This is a genomic window from Paracoccus endophyticus (genome assembly GCF_003286075.1).
In the GTDB taxonomy this organism is placed as follows: Bacteria; Pseudomonadota; Alphaproteobacteria; order Rhodobacterales; family Rhodobacteraceae; genus Paracoccus; species Paracoccus endophyticus.
The window spans coordinates 33,188-48,812 of sequence record NZ_QLUV01000012.1; the positions used below are offsets into that span (position 1 = coordinate 33,188).

The 15,625-nt window shown below is 70.0% G+C and carries 15 protein-coding genes and 1 tRNA gene; 11 read left to right on the top strand and 5 right to left on the bottom strand.

The features are described 5' to 3' along the window. Window positions 1-7 precede the first annotated feature (7 nt). From DPQ23_RS15460 to DPQ23_RS12665, 10 genes are all read left to right on the top strand, one after another. Window positions 8-262 carry a hypothetical protein gene (locus DPQ23_RS15460; RefSeq protein WP_162630738.1) on the top strand — a complete coding sequence of 85 codons (255 nt, stop codon included), beginning with the start codon at window positions 8-10 and terminating at the stop codon, window positions 260-262. Beyond that, the gene (locus tag DPQ23_RS12625) at window positions 259-717 is read left to right on the top strand and encodes a hypothetical protein (protein WP_240602706.1); all 459 of its coding nucleotides are present in this window, start codon (window positions 259-261) and stop codon (window positions 715-717) included. Before DPQ23_RS15460 ends, DPQ23_RS12625 begins: the two co-directional genes overlap by 4 nt. A gap of 153 nt (window positions 718-870) precedes the next feature. Beyond that, a complete protein-coding gene (rsgA, locus tag DPQ23_RS12630) occupies window positions 871-1,950 on the top strand; it encodes a ribosome small subunit-dependent GTPase A (protein ID WP_112875152.1) in 1,080 nt (359 codons plus the stop codon). A 540-nt stretch (window positions 1,951-2,490) separates the two neighbouring features. Beyond that, window positions 2,491-3,801, top strand: coding sequence for a tyrosine-type recombinase/integrase (locus DPQ23_RS12635; RefSeq protein ID WP_112875153.1), 1,311 nt, complete (start codon window positions 2,491-2,493; stop codon window positions 3,799-3,801). Beyond that, on the top strand, window positions 3,798-4,724 hold the full coding sequence (locus DPQ23_RS12640; RefSeq protein ID WP_162630739.1) for a hypothetical protein: 927 nt from the start codon (window positions 3,798-3,800) through the stop codon (window positions 4,722-4,724). Before DPQ23_RS12635 ends, DPQ23_RS12640 begins: the two co-directional genes overlap by 4 nt. Window positions 4,725-4,840: 116 nt before the next feature. Next, window positions 4,841-5,035 (top strand): helix-turn-helix transcriptional regulator, encoded by a 195-nt coding sequence (locus tag DPQ23_RS12645; protein ID WP_112875188.1) that lies wholly within the window; start codon window positions 4,841-4,843, stop codon window positions 5,033-5,035. 232 nt (window positions 5,036-5,267) lie between these two features. After that, window positions 5,268-5,612 carry a hypothetical protein gene (locus DPQ23_RS12650; protein ID WP_112875155.1) on the top strand — a complete coding sequence of 115 codons (345 nt, stop codon included), beginning with the start codon at window positions 5,268-5,270 and terminating at the stop codon, window positions 5,610-5,612. Continuing rightward, a complete protein-coding gene (locus DPQ23_RS12655) occupies window positions 5,609-8,503 on the top strand; it encodes a DNA primase family protein (protein ID WP_112875156.1) in 2,895 nt (964 codons plus the stop codon). Before DPQ23_RS12650 ends, DPQ23_RS12655 begins: the two co-directional genes overlap by 4 nt. Beyond that, on the top strand, window positions 8,500-8,841 hold the full coding sequence (locus DPQ23_RS12660) for a hypothetical protein (RefSeq protein ID WP_112875157.1): 342 nt from the start codon (window positions 8,500-8,502) through the stop codon (window positions 8,839-8,841). The genes DPQ23_RS12655 and DPQ23_RS12660 overlap by 4 nt, the downstream gene beginning before the upstream one ends. A gap of 629 nt (window positions 8,842-9,470) precedes the next feature. Next, window positions 9,471-10,691 carry a hypothetical protein gene (locus DPQ23_RS12665; RefSeq protein ID WP_112875158.1) on the top strand — a complete coding sequence of 407 codons (1,221 nt, stop codon included), beginning with the start codon at window positions 9,471-9,473 and terminating at the stop codon, window positions 10,689-10,691. A gap of 415 nt (window positions 10,692-11,106) precedes the next feature. On the opposite strand, the gene DPQ23_RS12670 is transcribed toward DPQ23_RS12665, so the two are convergent. Further along, window positions 11,107-11,334: a hypothetical protein gene (locus DPQ23_RS12670; protein ID WP_112875159.1), complete on the bottom strand. Its 228-nt coding sequence runs from the start codon at window positions 11,332-11,334 to the stop codon at window positions 11,107-11,109. 110 nt (window positions 11,335-11,444) lie between these two features. Beyond that, window positions 11,445-11,534, bottom strand: a tRNA-Ser gene (locus tag DPQ23_RS12675). Window positions 11,535-11,997: 463 nt separating this feature from the next. Between DPQ23_RS12675 and DPQ23_RS12680 the strand changes: the two genes are divergently transcribed. Further along, window positions 11,998-13,083: a DUF475 domain-containing protein gene (locus DPQ23_RS12680; RefSeq protein WP_112875160.1), complete on the top strand. Its 1,086-nt coding sequence runs from the start codon at window positions 11,998-12,000 to the stop codon at window positions 13,081-13,083. 293 nt (window positions 13,084-13,376) lie between these two features. Here DPQ23_RS12680 and phoB read toward each other — a convergent pair whose 3' ends face one another. Genes phoB through pstB form a run of 3 tightly spaced genes read right to left on the bottom strand, consistent with a single transcriptional unit; the run spans window position 13,377 to window position 15,616 of the window. Next, window positions 13,377-14,069, bottom strand: coding sequence for a phosphate regulon transcriptional regulator PhoB (gene phoB / locus DPQ23_RS12685; protein ID WP_112875161.1), 693 nt, complete (start codon window positions 14,067-14,069; stop codon window positions 13,377-13,379). 2 nt (window positions 14,070-14,071) lie between these two features. Continuing rightward, on the bottom strand, window positions 14,072-14,782 hold the full coding sequence (gene phoU, locus DPQ23_RS12690) for a phosphate signaling complex protein PhoU (protein ID WP_112875162.1): 711 nt from the start codon (window positions 14,780-14,782) through the stop codon (window positions 14,072-14,074). 30 nt (window positions 14,783-14,812) lie between these two features. After that, a complete protein-coding gene (pstB, locus tag DPQ23_RS12695) occupies window positions 14,813-15,616 on the bottom strand; it encodes a phosphate ABC transporter ATP-binding protein PstB (RefSeq protein ID WP_112875163.1) in 804 nt (267 codons plus the stop codon). Window positions 15,617-15,625 lie beyond the last annotated feature (9 nt).

Sequence of the window (15,625 nt, forward strand, 5' to 3'; positions counted from 1 at the left end):
AGGAAAGATGGAGCGCCTGAAAGCCGCGCCGCTTTCCCCCCAGGCGCAGGACGCTGAGGCCCTTGTCCCTGCGGTGCTCGACAAGGATGCCTGCCGGGGTGCCGACATCGGGGATGGACATGGATTGCAGTTTTCGTCGAAGACCTTGCTCGGCGCAGGGCAGCCCATCCTTTTCAATGTATCGAAGCGCAAGACGATCCTGCCACGAGCTTTTTCCTCCGGCTGCGTCCCGTATCCGCCGCCCCGAGAGGACGGACCATGAAGACGGCACGTCTGACAAAGGAACAGATCAGCGGCATCCTGCGGGAGCATGGCCGGATCTCGGCGAAGTCCGAGGTCCGGCCATGCTCCCGGTTCCGGCATGCGCGACAGGATGGTCCCACCAAAGAAGGTGGCGGCGGAATGATGAGACCCGACGAGTCCCCCCCGATCTTCGTGCCGCTCACGGTCCGCAAGCAGAACGGGCGGCCGAAGATCATGCCGCCCGCCACCTGTCTGCCCCGCGAAGACCGGACGCAGGATCCGCATGTCCTGCGCGCCATCAACCGGGCGCGGGACATGCGGCGACGCATGAAAGCTGGCGAATTCAACAGGGTCACCGATCTGGCGAAAGCCGTGGGCTTGCCGAACGCCATGTCAGCCGACAGCTGCGGCTCGCCCATCTCGCGCCGGGGGTCCTCAAGCGCTTGGTCTGCAGGCGCGAGGTGCCCGCCGTGACCCTGTTGACACTGACCGATGTCGCGGCCCTGCCTTGGCACGAACAGCCGGGGCGGGCGTTCGACTGACGTCCACCCCGGACAGATGCGGCTCACGAGCCGGACCTGATGCATTTCAGCGAGCAATGATCCGTTCTTGTGGTAATCAGGATCCATGGTCCGTGATTATTCTGCCCTGTTCCCCGGAAGTTCTGCGCCGGCCCGCCGCGAACCCACTCCCTTGGAGCGGCTGGGCTGGGGACCGGTCTTTGCCCGGCAGATTGACGCGGACGCGCTGGCCGAAACGCCCCCCGTCCGCGTCGTCGCCGTGCATCGCAGCGGTTTGCAGGTGGCGGGCGACGGTATCGACGAGATGATTCCGCCCGGGCCCGAGGCCACGGTGGGCGACTGGTTGCTTCTGGACCGCGCGCGTCCGCGGTCGAGCCGCGTGCTGGACCGCAACAGCCTGATCAAGCGCCGCGCGCCGGGCACGGGCCGCGCGGTGCAGCTGATCGCCGCGAATATCGACACGGTCTTCATCGTCACCTCCTGCAACCAGGATTTCAACGTCGCCCGGCTGGAGCGCTACGTCGCGCTCGCCTTCGACGCCGGGATCGAACCGGTGATCGTGCTGACCAAGGCCGATCTGGCTGAGGACACCGCGCCCTATGTCGAAGCGGCCCGGAAGGTGTCTGATCGGGCACCGGTGGTGGCGCTCGACGCCCGCGGCGCGGAACCGGTGCTGGCGCTGGCCGACTGGTGCAAGCCCGGCCGCACCGTCGCCTTTCTCGGCTCCTCCGGCGTCGGAAAGTCCACGCTCGCCAACGCGCTCCTTGGCGCGCATGCGATCGCCACTCAGGGCATCCGCGAGGACGACGCGAAGGGCCGGCACACCACGACCCGGCGGGAGTTGCATGCGACCCCTGGCGGCTGCCTTGTCCTCGACACCCCGGGCATGCGGGAGTTGCAGCTGACCGACGCCGCGACAGGCATTGCCGACGTGTTCGAGGATATCGAAGCGCTGGCCGCCCGCTGCCGCTTCTCGGATTGCCACCATGAAACCGAGCCGGGCTGCGCCATCCAGACCGCCATCGAGGACGGCAGTCTCGACCCCACCCGTCTTGCGCGCTGGCGCAAGCTCCAGGCGGAGGACGCCTTCAACTCTGCCACCCTGGCAGAGCGCCGCGAAAATGACCGCGCCTTCGGAAAACTGGTGCGCAGCGTGGTAAAGGCGCAATCGGCCCGCGGGTCCTGACTGGCCCAGGTGCCGAGCCGACAGAACTGTTGCGTTACAGCCTCGACCGGCGTCAGCCACCGCCACCGCTACGCGCCATGCGGCCAGCGCACCCAGCGGCTGCGCCTCTGGCGTGTTGCGGCTCTGTTCGCGTTGAGAGCGAGGGAAACAAGGCGCGAAGTTTTGGCGCGATTGAACCTCATGACATTGGAAAGGCGCGAGAATTTCAGACCGAACCGAAATCGGCGAGGATCGCCCGAACAGAGACGGAGCACCGTTCAGAACTCGGAACGGCCCTGGCGCGCAGCCTCGAAGGTTCGCATGGAGGAGGCGAAGACGTTGGAAAACAGGACTGTTTTCCCCTCACTGGGCGCCTGTCCGTGTGCGCAACAGGGATAATGGCGGAGGCGGTGGCCGCCAAAGGGTGTTCTGCCGGGGTCCCGTAGCGTCCCGAAAGGTACTGAATTCTCGGATGGTTAGACACTGACATTGTCCAGCACGGTCTTGCGAAGACTCGTGCAGTCTACTATTTCGAGGGGGACACGGAGGGGGACAGGTGAAATGGCCGATGAAGCGACAGCCGCGGAAGCGCAGCCCTCGCCGGCCGTCGGCGGTCGCTCGGGACGCCCTCTCTCGGCGGCGTTCGTCCGTACGGTGACGGCGCCGGGGAAGTACCACGACGGCGGCGGCCTCGGCCTTCTGCTGCGCGTCGAGCCGACCGGCTCGAAGCGCTGGGTGCAGCGGCTGACCATCGGCCACCGCCGCCGCGAGATCGGCCTCGGATCGCCGCCGGTGGTGACGCTGGCGATGGCGCGCGAGGCGGCGCTGGCGAACGCCCGTCTCGCCCGCGATGGCGTGGACCCCGTCGGGGAGCGCCGTCGTGCCCGGGAGACGCTGAGCTTCGCTCAGGCCGTGGACCGCCACCTCTCCTCAAAGCTGGACGAGTTCAGCAACGCCAAGCATCGCGCTCAGTGGCGCAGCACCCTCGACAGCTACGCTGGGCCTGTAATCGGCGCTCTGCCGGTGGCTCAGATCGCCGTCGCCGACGTTCTGAGGGTGCTGCAGCCGATCTGGGCGACGAGGACTGAAACCGCCTCGCGCCTGCGCGGGCGCATCGAGGCCGTCCTGTCTTGGGCGACGGTCGCCGGCCACCGCACCGGCGACAATCCCGCGCGGTGGAAGGGCAACCTCGATCACCTTCTGCCGAAGCCCGCGAAGATCGCCCGCAGCGGCAACCAGCCCGCGCTGGCGCTCGCGGACACTCCGCGCTGGTTCGCCGCGGTGGCCCAGCGCCCCGGTGCGGCATCGCTGGCGCTGCGCTTCGCCGCGCTCACCGCTGCCCGCTCGGGTGAGGTCAGGGGCGCGCTGTGGTCGGAGATCGACCCTGAGGCGCGGGTCTGGACCGTCCCTGCCGAGCGGATGAAGGCTGGCCGAGCCCACCGCGTTCCGCTCACCGCCCCCGCGCTGGCGATCATCGAGGCGGCGCGCTCTCTCCCGGCCGGCAGGGCGCCGCTCATCTTCCCCGCCCCGTCGGGCGTCGCCCTGTCCGACATGGCCCTGTCTGCGGTCATGCGCCGCGTCCACGCCGCAGCGACCACCGACGGCGATCCGGGCTTCGTCGACCCTCGCTCGGGCCGCCCCGCGGTGCCGCACGGCCTCCGCAGCACCTTCCGTGACTGGGCAGCCGAGGGCGGCTACGAGCGCGACATGGCCGAGATCGCGCTTGCCCATACCGTCGGCAGCGCGGTCGAGCGCGCCTACCGCCGCAGCGACATGCTTGAGCGCCGCCGGTCGATGATGTCGGCGTGGGCGGGCCTCCTGACCGGCGCACCCTCCACCGCCGCTGCGGTGCCGCTGCGGGGGCGGCAGTGACGCCGCCCAAGCGCCCTCGCGGGCGCCCGCCGAAGGCGCTTGGCGCCAACCCTTACGATGCGCCGGCTGTCCCCCGCGCGGCCCGCACCGCGCTCGTCGAGGCGCTGGTCAAGGCCCCCGCCCCGCGCGGCGGCGTTCGCCCGGCGGCGGCGCTGGCGGAGGCGACGCCCGACTGGCCGCGCTACCGCAGCGCCGACGGCGCCCCTCACAGGAACGCTGACGGGCTCGAAAGGGAGGCGGTCGAGCGGAAGGCGGTCGAGCGGTGGCTGCGGCGCCAGCCCGACCTTCACTGGCTGGCCGCCATCGAGGCGCGGCAGCGCGACAGCGATGCGGTTCGCTCCTTCGGCGCCGTCCACCAGCGCGTGGCGCAGGCATTGGAGGCGTTCGCCGCCGACCCTCAGTCCGAGACGGCGCTCGCCGGCGCAGCGCGCTCGGTGGCGCTGCTGCCGCCCGATCCAGCGCCGCCGGTCGGTCAGCGGCGCCTCGCCCCCGACCCGGAGCGGCTGACGGAGGAACGGCTGCTCGCCGCCGTCGGCGATCCCGCCGCTCTGGCCGTCCTCGCGCCGGTGGCGCTCACCCTCGCCGCCGACTGCCGCCGCGTCGCCGACGAGGTCGAGAAGTGGCGCGCGGAGAACGCCATCGGCGGGGGCCGCGCCGCTGTCGCCCGCGATGTGGCCCGCGTGGTCGCAGCGTTCTTCGACGCAGCGGGCATGGGCGAGCGCGTCCGGTTCGCCCGCGACAACAGTGGCAAGGGCGACAGGAGGGGGCCGGCCAACGCCTACTGCTCTGCGACAGCGGCGGCCTTGGCGGCGCTCGATCTGGGAGGCGAGGAGAGCGGCGTCTGGGTCCGCTCTGCGGCGGAAGTCTGCAGCGAGAGGGCCGCCGCCGCTGGTGCTGCCAAGGCCGTGTCCTCAGAAAGTTGACAACTGATTTCAGCGGCTTGCCCGGCGCGCGGATTAAAGTCGCAGTGTGGGCGTAAAGGGCCGCCGGCCTGCGCGCTACCTTGCAGGACATGAACAGCCTCAAGGAGACAACCTCAATGACGACCGACCGCTTTCTTCGGATGCCGCAGGTGCGGGAGCGCGTCGCTCTCAGCAAGGCGGCGATCTATCGCAAGATCGGAAAGGGCGAGTTCCCGCCCCCCGTGAAGCTGGGCGAACGCGTCTCCGCGTGGCCGGAGAGTGCTATCCAGCGCTGGATGGAGGAGCGCATCGCCGCTCGCATCGCCGCCTGAGTGCTATCGCCACCGCCACCCGCGGCGGCGGTCCAGAAGACCCCCACCCCCTGAACTGAACGGCTCGCGAGCGCGGACAGCGCCCCCGAGCAAGCAACGGGCGCGGGAAGCCGCGCCCCGGGATGAACCCGAGGCGCGCCGTCGCCAGTGCTGTTGAAGGAGGAAACGTGCCTCCCCCAAAATAGCGCCGACGGTGCCCTCCATCAAGCCCTTCAGGGGCAAAGGAAACACCATGGCAACCTTGCCGAAAAACGTTCTTACGGGGGCAGAGCCCCCCTCCGACGGTCACCTGCGGGCCGCGTTGGCGATCCTCGCTCAGGCATCCGCTGCTGTCGTGTCCGGCCGCAGGCGCTACACCGAAGCCTCCTTTGGCGGCAACCTCGGGATGGAGGACCTCCTGTTCTTCGCGCTGGTCGTCGTCGCCACCGGGCGCAAGGGCGCTCCCTCCGACCCTGCGGACTGCCGGGCCGCAGTCATCGAGGCCAAGGGCGCCGTCGAGCGCATCCTCGCTCTCAACCTCGACGATCACCAGCGCTCCCTCTTGGCGGCCCGCGCTGCGAAAGGAGGCCGGGCATGACCATGGAGGACGCACAAGAGGCGACCATCGCCGCGAAGGGCACTCCGAAGGAGCCGCCGCGGCCGGAGCGCATCCGCCGCCTCGCCCCCGCCGGCACTCCTCTGGCCTCCCCATCGCCATCGCCATCGGCGGGGGTGGGGCCGACCCCCTCTCCGGCGATCCCGGGGCCGCTCCAGCCGCTGTTCGCCACCGGCGTTGGCGTTCACGGGCAGGCACTGGCCCACCTCGCCTACGCCGATCTGGCCGACCTCGCCTTCGCGGCGAACGTCCCCTGCGTGCCGAAGGAGGACGCAGGTTGGTTCATCCCCAGCGCCCTCGGCGGCGCTGACGCCCGCTCCCACGCGGCGCAGCGCGAGCGCGGCGCGTTCGGGGCGCTGGTGCTCGACATCGACGACGGCGGGCACTCCCTCGACGATGTCGAGAGGGCGGTGCAGGCGGCCGTCGGCGAGGGCGTGAACGCCCTGATCTACACGACAAAGAGCGCCACCGCGGTCGCTCCGAAGTGGCGAGCGGTGATCGCCCTTGCGGCGGCGCTGCCGGGAGCGGACTACGCCGAGACGGCGGAGGCGCTGTGCGAACTGATCGAGCAGCGCTCCGGCGGCGCCGTGCGGCCTGACCGGGCAATGTGCCGGGCAGGGCAGATCGCGTTCCTGCCGAACCTGCCCGACGGCGATGCGCCCTTCTACCAACGGCGGCAGACCGGAGGCGACCCCCTCGCCCTCGGCGGCGATCACCCGATCATCGCCCTGCGCGACCGCCGCCGACGCGAGAGGGCCGAGGCTGAGGCCGCAGCCGCAGCCGACCGCGAGCGCCGGCGTGTGGAGAGGGAGGCCAGCGGCACCGCGACGCTGATCGAGCGCTTCAACCGCGCTCACCCCCTGCCCGACCTGCTGCACAGCTACGAGTACCTGAACCGCGACGACGGCAGCCACGGATGGTCGGAGCACTGGCGGTCGCCCTACCAGAAGACCGGCTCCCACGCGACGCAGGTTCGCACCGACGACGCCGGCGGCGAGTACTGGATCAGCCTGAGCGCCAGCGACGCCGGCAAGGGCCTCGGGCGCAAGTGCGCCTCCGGCCGCTGGGGCGACGCCTTCGACCTGTTCGTCCATTACGAGCACGGCGGCAACGAGGCGGCAGCGCGGGAGGCGTGGCAGAAGGCGTGCGACGACGCTCGCCACCGCGAGGCGGCGGAGAAGCTGGCCCGGATCGCCGTCGGTGGGGGAGAGGGCGCCGATGGCGCCGCCCCCACCGACGGCGATCCTGACCCGGCCGTGGTCGAGCGGCTGACGGCGCTGTGCGGTGTCAGGACGGACGACGCCTCCCTCGCCCTCGGCTGGCTTGCGGAGGAGGGCGACCGCCTCGTCCTCTGCGACGACGGCTTCTGGCGGCGCTTCGAGGGCGGCCACTGGCAGCGGCTCGACGACGCCGGCGCCCGAAAGGCGCTGGGGGCCTACCTCCGCGACGTGGGGGCCATGCGGCTCGCGGCGGCGGAGGCGAAGCGCGACGCGGGCGAGATCGGCAAGGAGGTCTTCGAGAAGGTCGAGAAGCTGGAGGCGCACCTCCGCACGTCGGCGAAGCGAAGGGCTGTCTTTGAGCAGGCGAGGGACGAGGCCACGCGGATCGCCGCCGACGCCTTCGACGCGGAGCCGATGCTGTTCGGCCTGCCCGGCGGCCGGGTCGCCGACCTCCGCACGGCGGAAGTGCGGGAAGGGCGGCCGGAGGACCGGATCAGCCTCTCGGCGGCGGAGGGGCCGGCGCCGCAGGGGGTCGTGCCGGAGCGGTGGCTGCGCTTCATCGACCAGATCGCCGACGGGCGGCCGGGGTGGGCGACCTTCCTCCAGCGCCTCGCCGGCTACTGCCTGACGGGGTCGACGAGCGCCAAGGCGTTCTTCTTCCTTCAAGGTGGCGGCGACAACGGCAAGTCCGTCTACCGGGAGGTGCTCAAAGGCCTCCTCGGCAGCTATGCGAAGGTGGTGTCGGTGGAGGTGCTGCTCCGCCCCAAAGGTGGCGGGACGCAGCACCCGACGGGCCTCGCAAGCCTCGCCGGCGCGCGGATGGTGACGGTGACCGAACCGGAGGCCGGCCGGGTCTGGAACGACGCCCTCGTCAAGGACGTGACGGGCGGGGACACCGTCACCGCCCGGCACATGAACCGCGACTTCTTCGACTTCACGCCGAGGGCGACGATCCTCGTCAACAGCAACCCCCGGCCCTCCTTCGCCACCGCCGACGAGGCGATGGTGGGCAGGACGATCCTGATGGAGTTCCGGCGGAAGTTCGAGAAGCACGAGCAGGTGCCCGACTTCCGCAAGCTGCTGCTCGCGGAAGAAGGGCCGGCGATCCTGCGCTGGGCTATCGAAGGCGCTCGCGACTGGCACGCCGCCGGGGGTGGCCGGGAGGGGCTGGTGATCCCCGACGACGTGGCGGCGGCCGGGCGCAGGTATGCCGACGAGGAGGATGTGGTGCGGCAGTTCCTGCTCGACCAGCAGCACCGCAACCCGGAGGGCTGGGCGCCCGGGGCGTTCTTCAAGGCGCCCGACCTCTATCCCGAGTTCGAGCGCTGGGCGAAAGGGGCCGGGATGAAGCCGTGGACGCGGCGGACCTTCGAGAAGGCGCTGTCCGAAGGCGCCGACCGCTACGGCCTCTGCCGGGAGAGGACCGAACACGCGCGCGGCTACACGGTCGAACGGCTGCTCGCCGACGAGGATGCGGAGGGGTCGGAGGAGCCGGACGCTCCTGCCGGCGACGGCGATGCCCGCGTGGTCGGACTGCGGAAGGCGCTCCGGCAGAACCGCGGCGGCGCACCGGACAACCCCGCGAAGCGCCGACGGTGCCGTGCTCCGAAAGGAGAGGACGAGGGCGGCGGCGCAGGCGGGCGGCAGCGATGAGCGCCGCTGTGGGGTGGCTGCCGGCGGCAGAGGCGAGGGCGCGGCGGAGCGACACCGCTCTCCTCCGCTTCCTTCTCACCGCCCGGCTCGCGGAGCCGGAGCGGTGGGAGATCGGGGAGCGCCACCGGCTGGGGGCGCTGTACGACGCCTACCGGCGGTGGTGGGACCGCGCCGGCGGCGACCCTGAGGAGGCGCTTACGATGAGGGAGTTCAGCCGGAAGATCGGCGGCTGGCGCGGGCGCCGCTACGGCCTCGCGCCGCAGCGTGGGCGCAGGAGCGGCGGCGGCTTCGTCGTCCGGTGGCACGCCCCTCCGCCGCCGCTGGCGGTGGTGCGGTGATCGCCAACGGGGGTCTGCTGCCGATGGCGCTGACCAAGGCCCTTTCTGGCGCCCCGCCGGAGGGGGCCTTCCGCTGTCCGGGGATCGCCGGCGGGGGTCGCAGACAAGGTCTGAAAACGACATCGCCGGTGTCGTTTTCAGACTACAAAAGGAAGAAAACCCCCCTGAAAATCCTGACACTTGCGGCGCCCGCAAGTGTCAGCAAGTGTCAGGATCGGCCCCTAAGTGTCAGGCTTAGCGCCCCCTAGGGGTAGGGTGCGACCTTTCGGGGAACGCCGTCGACGGGGGGAAAGGGGCGTCGGCTGACACTTCGAGTGTCAGCCACGCCCTGAGTGTCAGGCTAAGTGTCAGGAGTTTTTCCCTTGATCGTCAACGGGTTATTGCTGCGGCTGACACTCTGACACTTCTTTCTCTATTGAATAGCAGTGTAGAGAGAGAGAGAGAAGAACGTAAAGAGAACATCCCCTGTACGCCCCTATAGACCCCCTATGTATTCTCTAGGGCGCCATAGGGGGGCGATTTAAGTGTCAGGAGTGTCAGGATTGCACAATGACATCGCAGCCGCCCCCTCAGCCCCGCCGGTGGCGATCCGCCGCGCGGTCCTCGCCTACAGCAGGAGGTATCCCCCAATGACGTACTGCCGGCCTCTCGACAGCGCCTCCTCGCCCGCTCGCGGCTGGCCCCTGCCGCGCCGCGCCGCGGAGGAGATCATCCCTGTCCTCTACGCGCCGCGGTGGCGATGGCCGCTCATGCCCGCGCGCCGGGAGCAGCCGCTCGACCTCCTCGGGGTCTTCCCCTGCGGCCGGCCGCTGTCGCCGTACGACGCTGCAGCGATGCCGTCGCCGCTGCGGCACCTGCCGCCGGCGGCGGTCATCGCCGCCCTCGCCGTCGTGGACGGCCTGCTGCCGCCGCTCGTCCTCGGCGACGGAGGGCCGCAGCCGCCGCCGTTCAGGGTCGCTCTGTTCGGCCCGGGCGCTGGCGCTGTGAAGGCCGCCGTGCGGCGTCTCGGTCTGCCGCTGCCGTCCGACCGCATCCTCCACGCCTTCGCCGTCCGTGGCGACCCCGAGCCCGGAGAGAGCGCTCTGCCGCCCGGCTTCTGGCCCGTCCTCTGCGGGGCGCACCTCGTCCGGCCGCAGCCCGACGTCGGCGACGGGGCAGCGGGAGCCGACGCCGACACGCTCTCAGGCTTCCTGAGAGGCGGTGATGCCTCTCCGGCGCGCCTCTGGGCTCCCCTGCGCGACGACGAGGCCCCGCTGCTCGCCCAGCGGCTCCTCTCTCTGCCGCGGCCACTGCTTGAGGTCGTAGCGGCGCTCCCGTCGCACCCGCGCAGCGGAGAGATAGCGAGGATGTTCGCCGATGGCGCCCCCGAGCGTTGGCCGCTGCTGCCGCCAGCGGCGCTCACCGCAGCGCCGGCGTTGCCGTTCCTGAGTGACCGCCTGCTGTGGCTGCTGCGCGCCGTCGAGGTGGCCTCGGAGGGCTGCCTGCGCGGCCGCACCGACCTTTACCTGCTGGATGCCGCCCACGGGCGATGCTGGGCGCTCTGGGGCGACCTCGTGGCCTTCCACGCGAGGGTGCGCCCCCGCGCCCCCACGGTGGCGCTCAGGGCCGCTGCCACGATCCTCTGCCGCCGCCCTGTCACCGTCGGCCGCACCACCTGCGGCGCCACCGGGGCGACCGAGGAGGACCTGAGCGCCCTCGCGGCCGCCGGCTGGCTGGCGCGCCCCGAGCGCGAGGGCGCGCGGTGGCGGGTGCCTGAGAGCATCCTCTCCCTGCCGACGGTCGCGCCCCCCAGGCTGAACGGCCGCCTCCCGCTGCCGCCGGTGGCGATCCACCTCCGGCCTTCGGAATGACCGCAGCGGTGCTGGGAGGGGCATGTGACGGCGGTCTCGACCCCGCCGGCAGAAGACAGCAGGTCGGCACCAGAGCGGCCCTGAGCGGCTCTGAACGCCCTATGGCCGTTCCGCGTCCGCGGCCGGGTCTTCCGTCTGCGCTCGCGCATCGGCCCTCGCCGCCGGGCGGGGGAACAGCGCCCGCCAGAGAGCGTCACGCACCTCCTCCCGTTCGAGCGCCTGAATGAGAGGGTCTTCCGGGTCGATGTAGCGCAGCGGCTCCTTGCGTCGCTTCTTCACGGTTCTGGCCCTCCCCCTACGCCGCCACGGCGACGATCTGACAGAGGATGCGCCCCCGGTGGTTCTGCCGTCAACGGCGTGGCAGTGCGCCTCCGCCCACACGACGGCGATCCCGCGCGCCTCAGTGGAGCGCCCATCACCGCTCCGGCGGCTCGCCCCCACTGCTGGCTAAGTGCTGCCGCTCGGCCAGCCGGAGGCGCTCCTGTTCGCGCAGTTCTGCGTTGAGGTGCCTGAGCAGCGCCTCTCTCCTGACCGGCCCCTCGGACCAGCCCTCGACGAACTGCTTCACCTTCTCCCGGCCCTCGTCCGACAACTGCGGCGAACCCCACGGTGTGCCGATCCGGCGGCGGCGAAAGAACTCCATCGGCAGACCTCCTGAGTGACCTTTACGAGGTCTGAGGGGGACGAAAAGGGGGACACCAAGCGCCATGTGACCAAATCTTGTAACCGTTTCAGCCGCTTGGAAAAGAAAGCTGGCGGAGGCGGTGGGATTCGAACCCACGGTGGGCTTTCACCCACGTCGGTTTTCAAGACCGGTGCATTAAACCACTCTGCCACGCCTCCGGGCGGGACTGACTAGCGCGGTGGGCTGGCGCGGGCAAGGGCCGCCGTTTGGCCAAGGCGACAAGGCAGGCGGCCCGCCGCCCTTCGACAGATCTGCGCGGGGCGCTGGCCTTATTGCGTTGCACAGGGACACGCGTGGCCCAAAAGCGTGAGGCCCGCGACATCCGGGACGGCGCGCTGACGGCCCGGGACCGCACGCGTGCGGGGGCATGGGCCTTGCGGGATGCCGTGCCTGGTCTCGGCACCGCGGCATGATCGCCCTGCCATCCCCCGGTCCCGGCGCCGACATCACGTCGGGCGCCCCTGCCCCGGCACGCGGCCTTGAATTCTGTGCCGCAAGCGCGCAGATTGCGCGCGTTCGCCCTTGGGCGGAGTCAGCAGGTGACCGGGCCCCTCTGGCGGATGTGGCGGCACGTTCGTGATGTCGGCACTGTATTCCCTTCCAGCCGCCTGGACAGTCTTCATGTCACACGCAACGGACGCATCGGTCGCGGAACGGCGCACCATGCTGCAATATTTCAAATGGGCCTTCATCGTGACGGGCGTGGGGCTGGTGCTTGGCGCCATCCTGGGCTGGCGCACCACGGGCACCTTCGGCGGAACGCTGACGATCTTCTTCATCTGCCTGGTCCTGGCGGTGCTGGAAATCTCGCTGTCCTTCGACAATGCGATCGTCAACGCCAACAAGCTCAAGGACATGACGCCCGTCTGGCAACGGCGCTTCCTGACCTGGGGCATCCTCATCGCGGTCTTCGGGATGCGGATCGTGTTTCCGCTGCTGATCGTGGTGATCGCGGCCGACATCGGGCCGTGGCAGGCCATGGTGCTGGCCGCCGCGCGACCCGAGGAATACGCGGCGATCATGCACGAAGCGCACCTGCCCATCGCAGCCTATGGCGGCACGTTCCTGATGATGGTGGGCCTCAGCTTCTTTTTCGACCACGAAAAGGACGTGCACTGGGTGCGCTGGCTGGAAAGCCACATGCAGCGCTATGCCACCATCCGCGGGATCGAGGTGGCAGTCGTGCTGATGATCATCCTGGCCTTCTCGCGCTTTCTCGAGCCGGCCGAATGGCAGGTGTTCTTCACCGCGGCGATCTGGGGCCTGCTGACCTTCCTGCTGGTCGAGGTTCTGGGGGGCTTGCTGGACAGCGCCCAGGACATCCGCGCGGCGGGTGCCCAGGGGGGCCTGGGCGCGTTCCTGTACCTCGAGGTGCTGGACGCCTCGTTCAGCTTCGACGGGGTGATCGGGGCGTTCGCGCTGACCAACAACCTGTTCATCATCGCCATCGGCCTGGGGATCGGCGCGATGTATGTGCGCTCGATGACCATCATGCTGGTCGAAAAGGGCACGCTGACCCAGTACCGCTATCTGGAACACGGTGCGTTCTGGGCGATCATCGCGCTGTCCGTGATCATGTACCTTCAGTCGCTGGTCCACATCCCCGAGGTCATCACCGGCCTGGGCGGCGCGGCCCTGATCGGCGTGTCGCTGTGGTCGTCGGTCCGCTGGAACCGGCGCGAGGCCAACGCCCAGACCGACGCCTGAGGGCTGCCGATGCGCCGCCCGCATCAGGGCGGATGCGCCGGCCGCGGCCTGCCCCGCGGCCGGTCCGATCAAGGGCATCGCCGCGGGCCGGCGGCGGACGCGCCCACCAGCGCGCCTTGACAAAGCCATCGACGCGCAGCTCGCCTGTCGCAGCGCCGGTCAGGCTGTGGACCGTTCGGTGTGCAACGTCGGATCGCCGCGGCGTCCACGGGGCTGCCGCAAGGGGACGCGGGCCAGCGCCACGACCGGCGCAGGGCAGCACCCGAAGGCGGCGCCCGCCCCGCCGTCACGGATCACCCCAGCGCATACCCCGTGCCGCGCACGGTGCGGACGGGATTGTCGCCGCCCTGGGCCATCAGGACCTTGCGCAGCCGGCCGACGTGCACGTCGATGGTGCGGCTGTCGACGTAGATGTCGCGCCCCCAGACCCGGTCCAGCAACTGCTCACGCGTCCAGACCCTGCCCGGCTTTTCCATCAGCGTGGAGAGCAGCCGGAACTCGGTCGGGCCCAGGTGCAGGGGGTGGCCGGCCCGGAACACGCGGTGTTCGGACGCGTCCAGCACGATGTCGCCCCAGGACAGCCGTTCGCCCATCGTCGCCGGCCGGGTGCGGCGCAGCTGCGTGCGCAGGCGCGCCATCAGCTCGACCACGGAATAGGGCTTGACGACATAGTCGTCGGCTCCGGTTTCCAGTCCGCGCACGCGGTCGGATTCGTCGGACCGCGCCGACAGCATGATGATGGGGATGGTGCGGGTCGCAGGATCGGCCTTGACCCGCCGGCAGACCTCGATCCCCGACACGTTGGGCAGCATCCAGTCCAGCACGATCAGGTCGGGGTTCTCCTCGGCGACCAGCAACAGCGCCTCGTCGCCTGTCTCGGCCATGACGACGCCGAAGCCCTCGGCCTCCAGATTGTACTTCAGGACCTCGCGCTGCGCGCCCTCGTCCTCGACCACCAGAACACAGGGTTGGTGCGACGCCGTCATCCTCAGGCCTCCGCGCTTGCCGTCACACTGTCGCTTTTCGGACGGGGCTCGTCCGGCAGCTCGCCCTCGACCAGATACAGCACCTGCTCGGCGATGGATGTCGCGTGATCGCCCATCCGTTCAAGGTTCTTGGCGATGAAATGCAGGTGCATGCAGGCCGTGATGTTGCGCGGGTCCTCCATCATGTAGGTGAGGAACTCGCGGAACAGCGCGTTGTACATCTGATCCACCTCGAGGTCGCGGGCGCGCACATCGGCGGCCAGTGCGGCATCGCGGTGGACATAGCTGTCCAGCGCGTCCTTCAGCATCGTCTCGACCGTCTGGGCCATGCGGCGCAGCGCCATGCCGGCGCCCTCGACCACGGCCATGTGGGCCAGCACATGGGTGCGCTTGGCGATGTTCTTGGCATAGTCCCCCACGCGCTCGAGGCTGCCGGCGATCTTCATCACCGTCAGCACCAGCCTCAGGTCGGTGGCGCGGGGGGCGCGCAGCGCGATCAGGCGCGCCGCCTCCTCGTTGATCTGGACCTCCAGCTCGTCGATGCCGCGATCCCGGCGGCGGACGTCCTCGGCCAGTTCCTCGTCGCGGGTTTCAAGCGCCAGGCCGGCATCGGCGATCGCGCTTTCCACCATGCCGCCCATCTTGACCACCAGCGCCTGGACGGTCTCCAGGTCGCGGTCGAATACCGACATGATGTGCTTTTCGCCGATCATGGACAATTCCCCCTGTTGCGATGACGCGGATCAGCCGATTCGGCCGGAAATATAGCTTTCCGTCCGCGGGTCCTGCGGGCGGGTGAAAATGTCGTCGGTCGAGCCGTACTCGACCAGGTTGCCCAGGTGGAAGAAGGCCGTCTTCTGGCTGACCCGCGCCGCCTGCTGCATCGAATGCGTGACGATCACCACCGAGAACGTCTCGCGCAACTCGTCGATCAGCTCCTCGACCTGGGCGGTGGCGATGGGGTCCAGCGCCGAGCAGGGCTCGTCCATCAGCAGCACCTCGGGCGCGGTCGCCACGGCCCGCGCGATGCACAGGCGCTGCTGCTGGCCGCCCGACAGGCCGGTGCCGGTTTCCTGCAGCCGGTCCTTGACCTCGTCCCACAGCGCCGCGCCGCGCAGCGCCTTTTCGACGACCACATCCAGTTCGGCCTTGTTGCGCGCCAGCCCGTGGATCTTGGGGCCATAGGCCACGTTGTCGTAGATCGACTTGGGGAACGGGTTGGGCTTTTGAAAGACCATGCCCACGCGGGCGCGCAACTGCACGGGATCGACCCGCCGGTCATAGATGTCGTCGCCGTCCAGCAGCATCCGGCCCGTGACCTTGGCCACGGGAATCGTGTCGTTCATCCGGTTCAGGCAGCGCAGGAAGGTGGACTTGCCGCAGCCCGACGGCCCAATGAAGGCCGTGACGGTCTTGTCCTCAAGATCGACGCTGACGTCCTTGATCGCGTGCTTGTCGCCATACCAGACCTGCACATCGCTGCACTTGAACTTGATGGGCCTTGCCTGCGTGTCCACGGCTCTCTCCGCCAGATACATGTCGTTCATAGTTATGGC

Excerpts from the sequence above, each read along its gene's own strand:
- DPQ23_RS12645 (WP_112875188.1), top strand. The coding sequence starts at position 4,841 with ATGACGACCGACCGCTTTCTTCGGATGCCGCAGGTGCGGGAGCGCGTC.
- pstB (WP_112875163.1), bottom strand. The coding sequence starts at position 15,616 with ATGAACGACATGTATCTGGCGGAGAGAGCCGTGGACACGCAGGCAAGG.
- DPQ23_RS12670 (WP_112875159.1), bottom strand. The coding sequence starts at position 11,334 with ATGGAGTTCTTTCGCCGCCGCCGGATCGGCACACCGTGGGGTTCGCCG.
- DPQ23_RS15460 (WP_162630738.1), top strand. The coding sequence starts at position 8 with ATGGAGCGCCTGAAAGCCGCGCCGCTTTCCCCCCAGGCGCAGGACGCT.
- phoU (WP_112875162.1), bottom strand. The coding sequence starts at position 14,782 with ATGATCGGCGAAAAGCACATCATGTCGGTATTCGACCGCGACCTGGAG.
- DPQ23_RS12680 (WP_112875160.1), top strand. The coding sequence starts at position 11,998 with ATGTCACACGCAACGGACGCATCGGTCGCGGAACGGCGCACCATGCTG.
- DPQ23_RS12665 (WP_112875158.1), top strand. The coding sequence starts at position 9,471 with ATGACGTACTGCCGGCCTCTCGACAGCGCCTCCTCGCCCGCTCGCGGC.
- phoB (WP_112875161.1), bottom strand. The coding sequence starts at position 14,069 with ATGACGGCGTCGCACCAACCCTGTGTTCTGGTGGTCGAGGACGAGGGC.
- DPQ23_RS12625 (WP_240602706.1), top strand. The coding sequence starts at position 259 with ATGAAGACGGCACGTCTGACAAAGGAACAGATCAGCGGCATCCTGCGG.
- DPQ23_RS12635 (WP_112875153.1), top strand. The coding sequence starts at position 2,491 with ATGGCCGATGAAGCGACAGCCGCGGAAGCGCAGCCCTCGCCGGCCGTC.
- DPQ23_RS12650 (WP_112875155.1), top strand. The coding sequence starts at position 5,268 with ATGGCAACCTTGCCGAAAAACGTTCTTACGGGGGCAGAGCCCCCCTCC.
- rsgA (WP_112875152.1), top strand. The coding sequence starts at position 871 with ATGGTCCGTGATTATTCTGCCCTGTTCCCCGGAAGTTCTGCGCCGGCC.
- DPQ23_RS12655 (WP_112875156.1), top strand. The coding sequence starts at position 5,609 with ATGACCATGGAGGACGCACAAGAGGCGACCATCGCCGCGAAGGGCACT.
- DPQ23_RS12660 (WP_112875157.1), top strand. The coding sequence starts at position 8,500 with ATGAGCGCCGCTGTGGGGTGGCTGCCGGCGGCAGAGGCGAGGGCGCGG.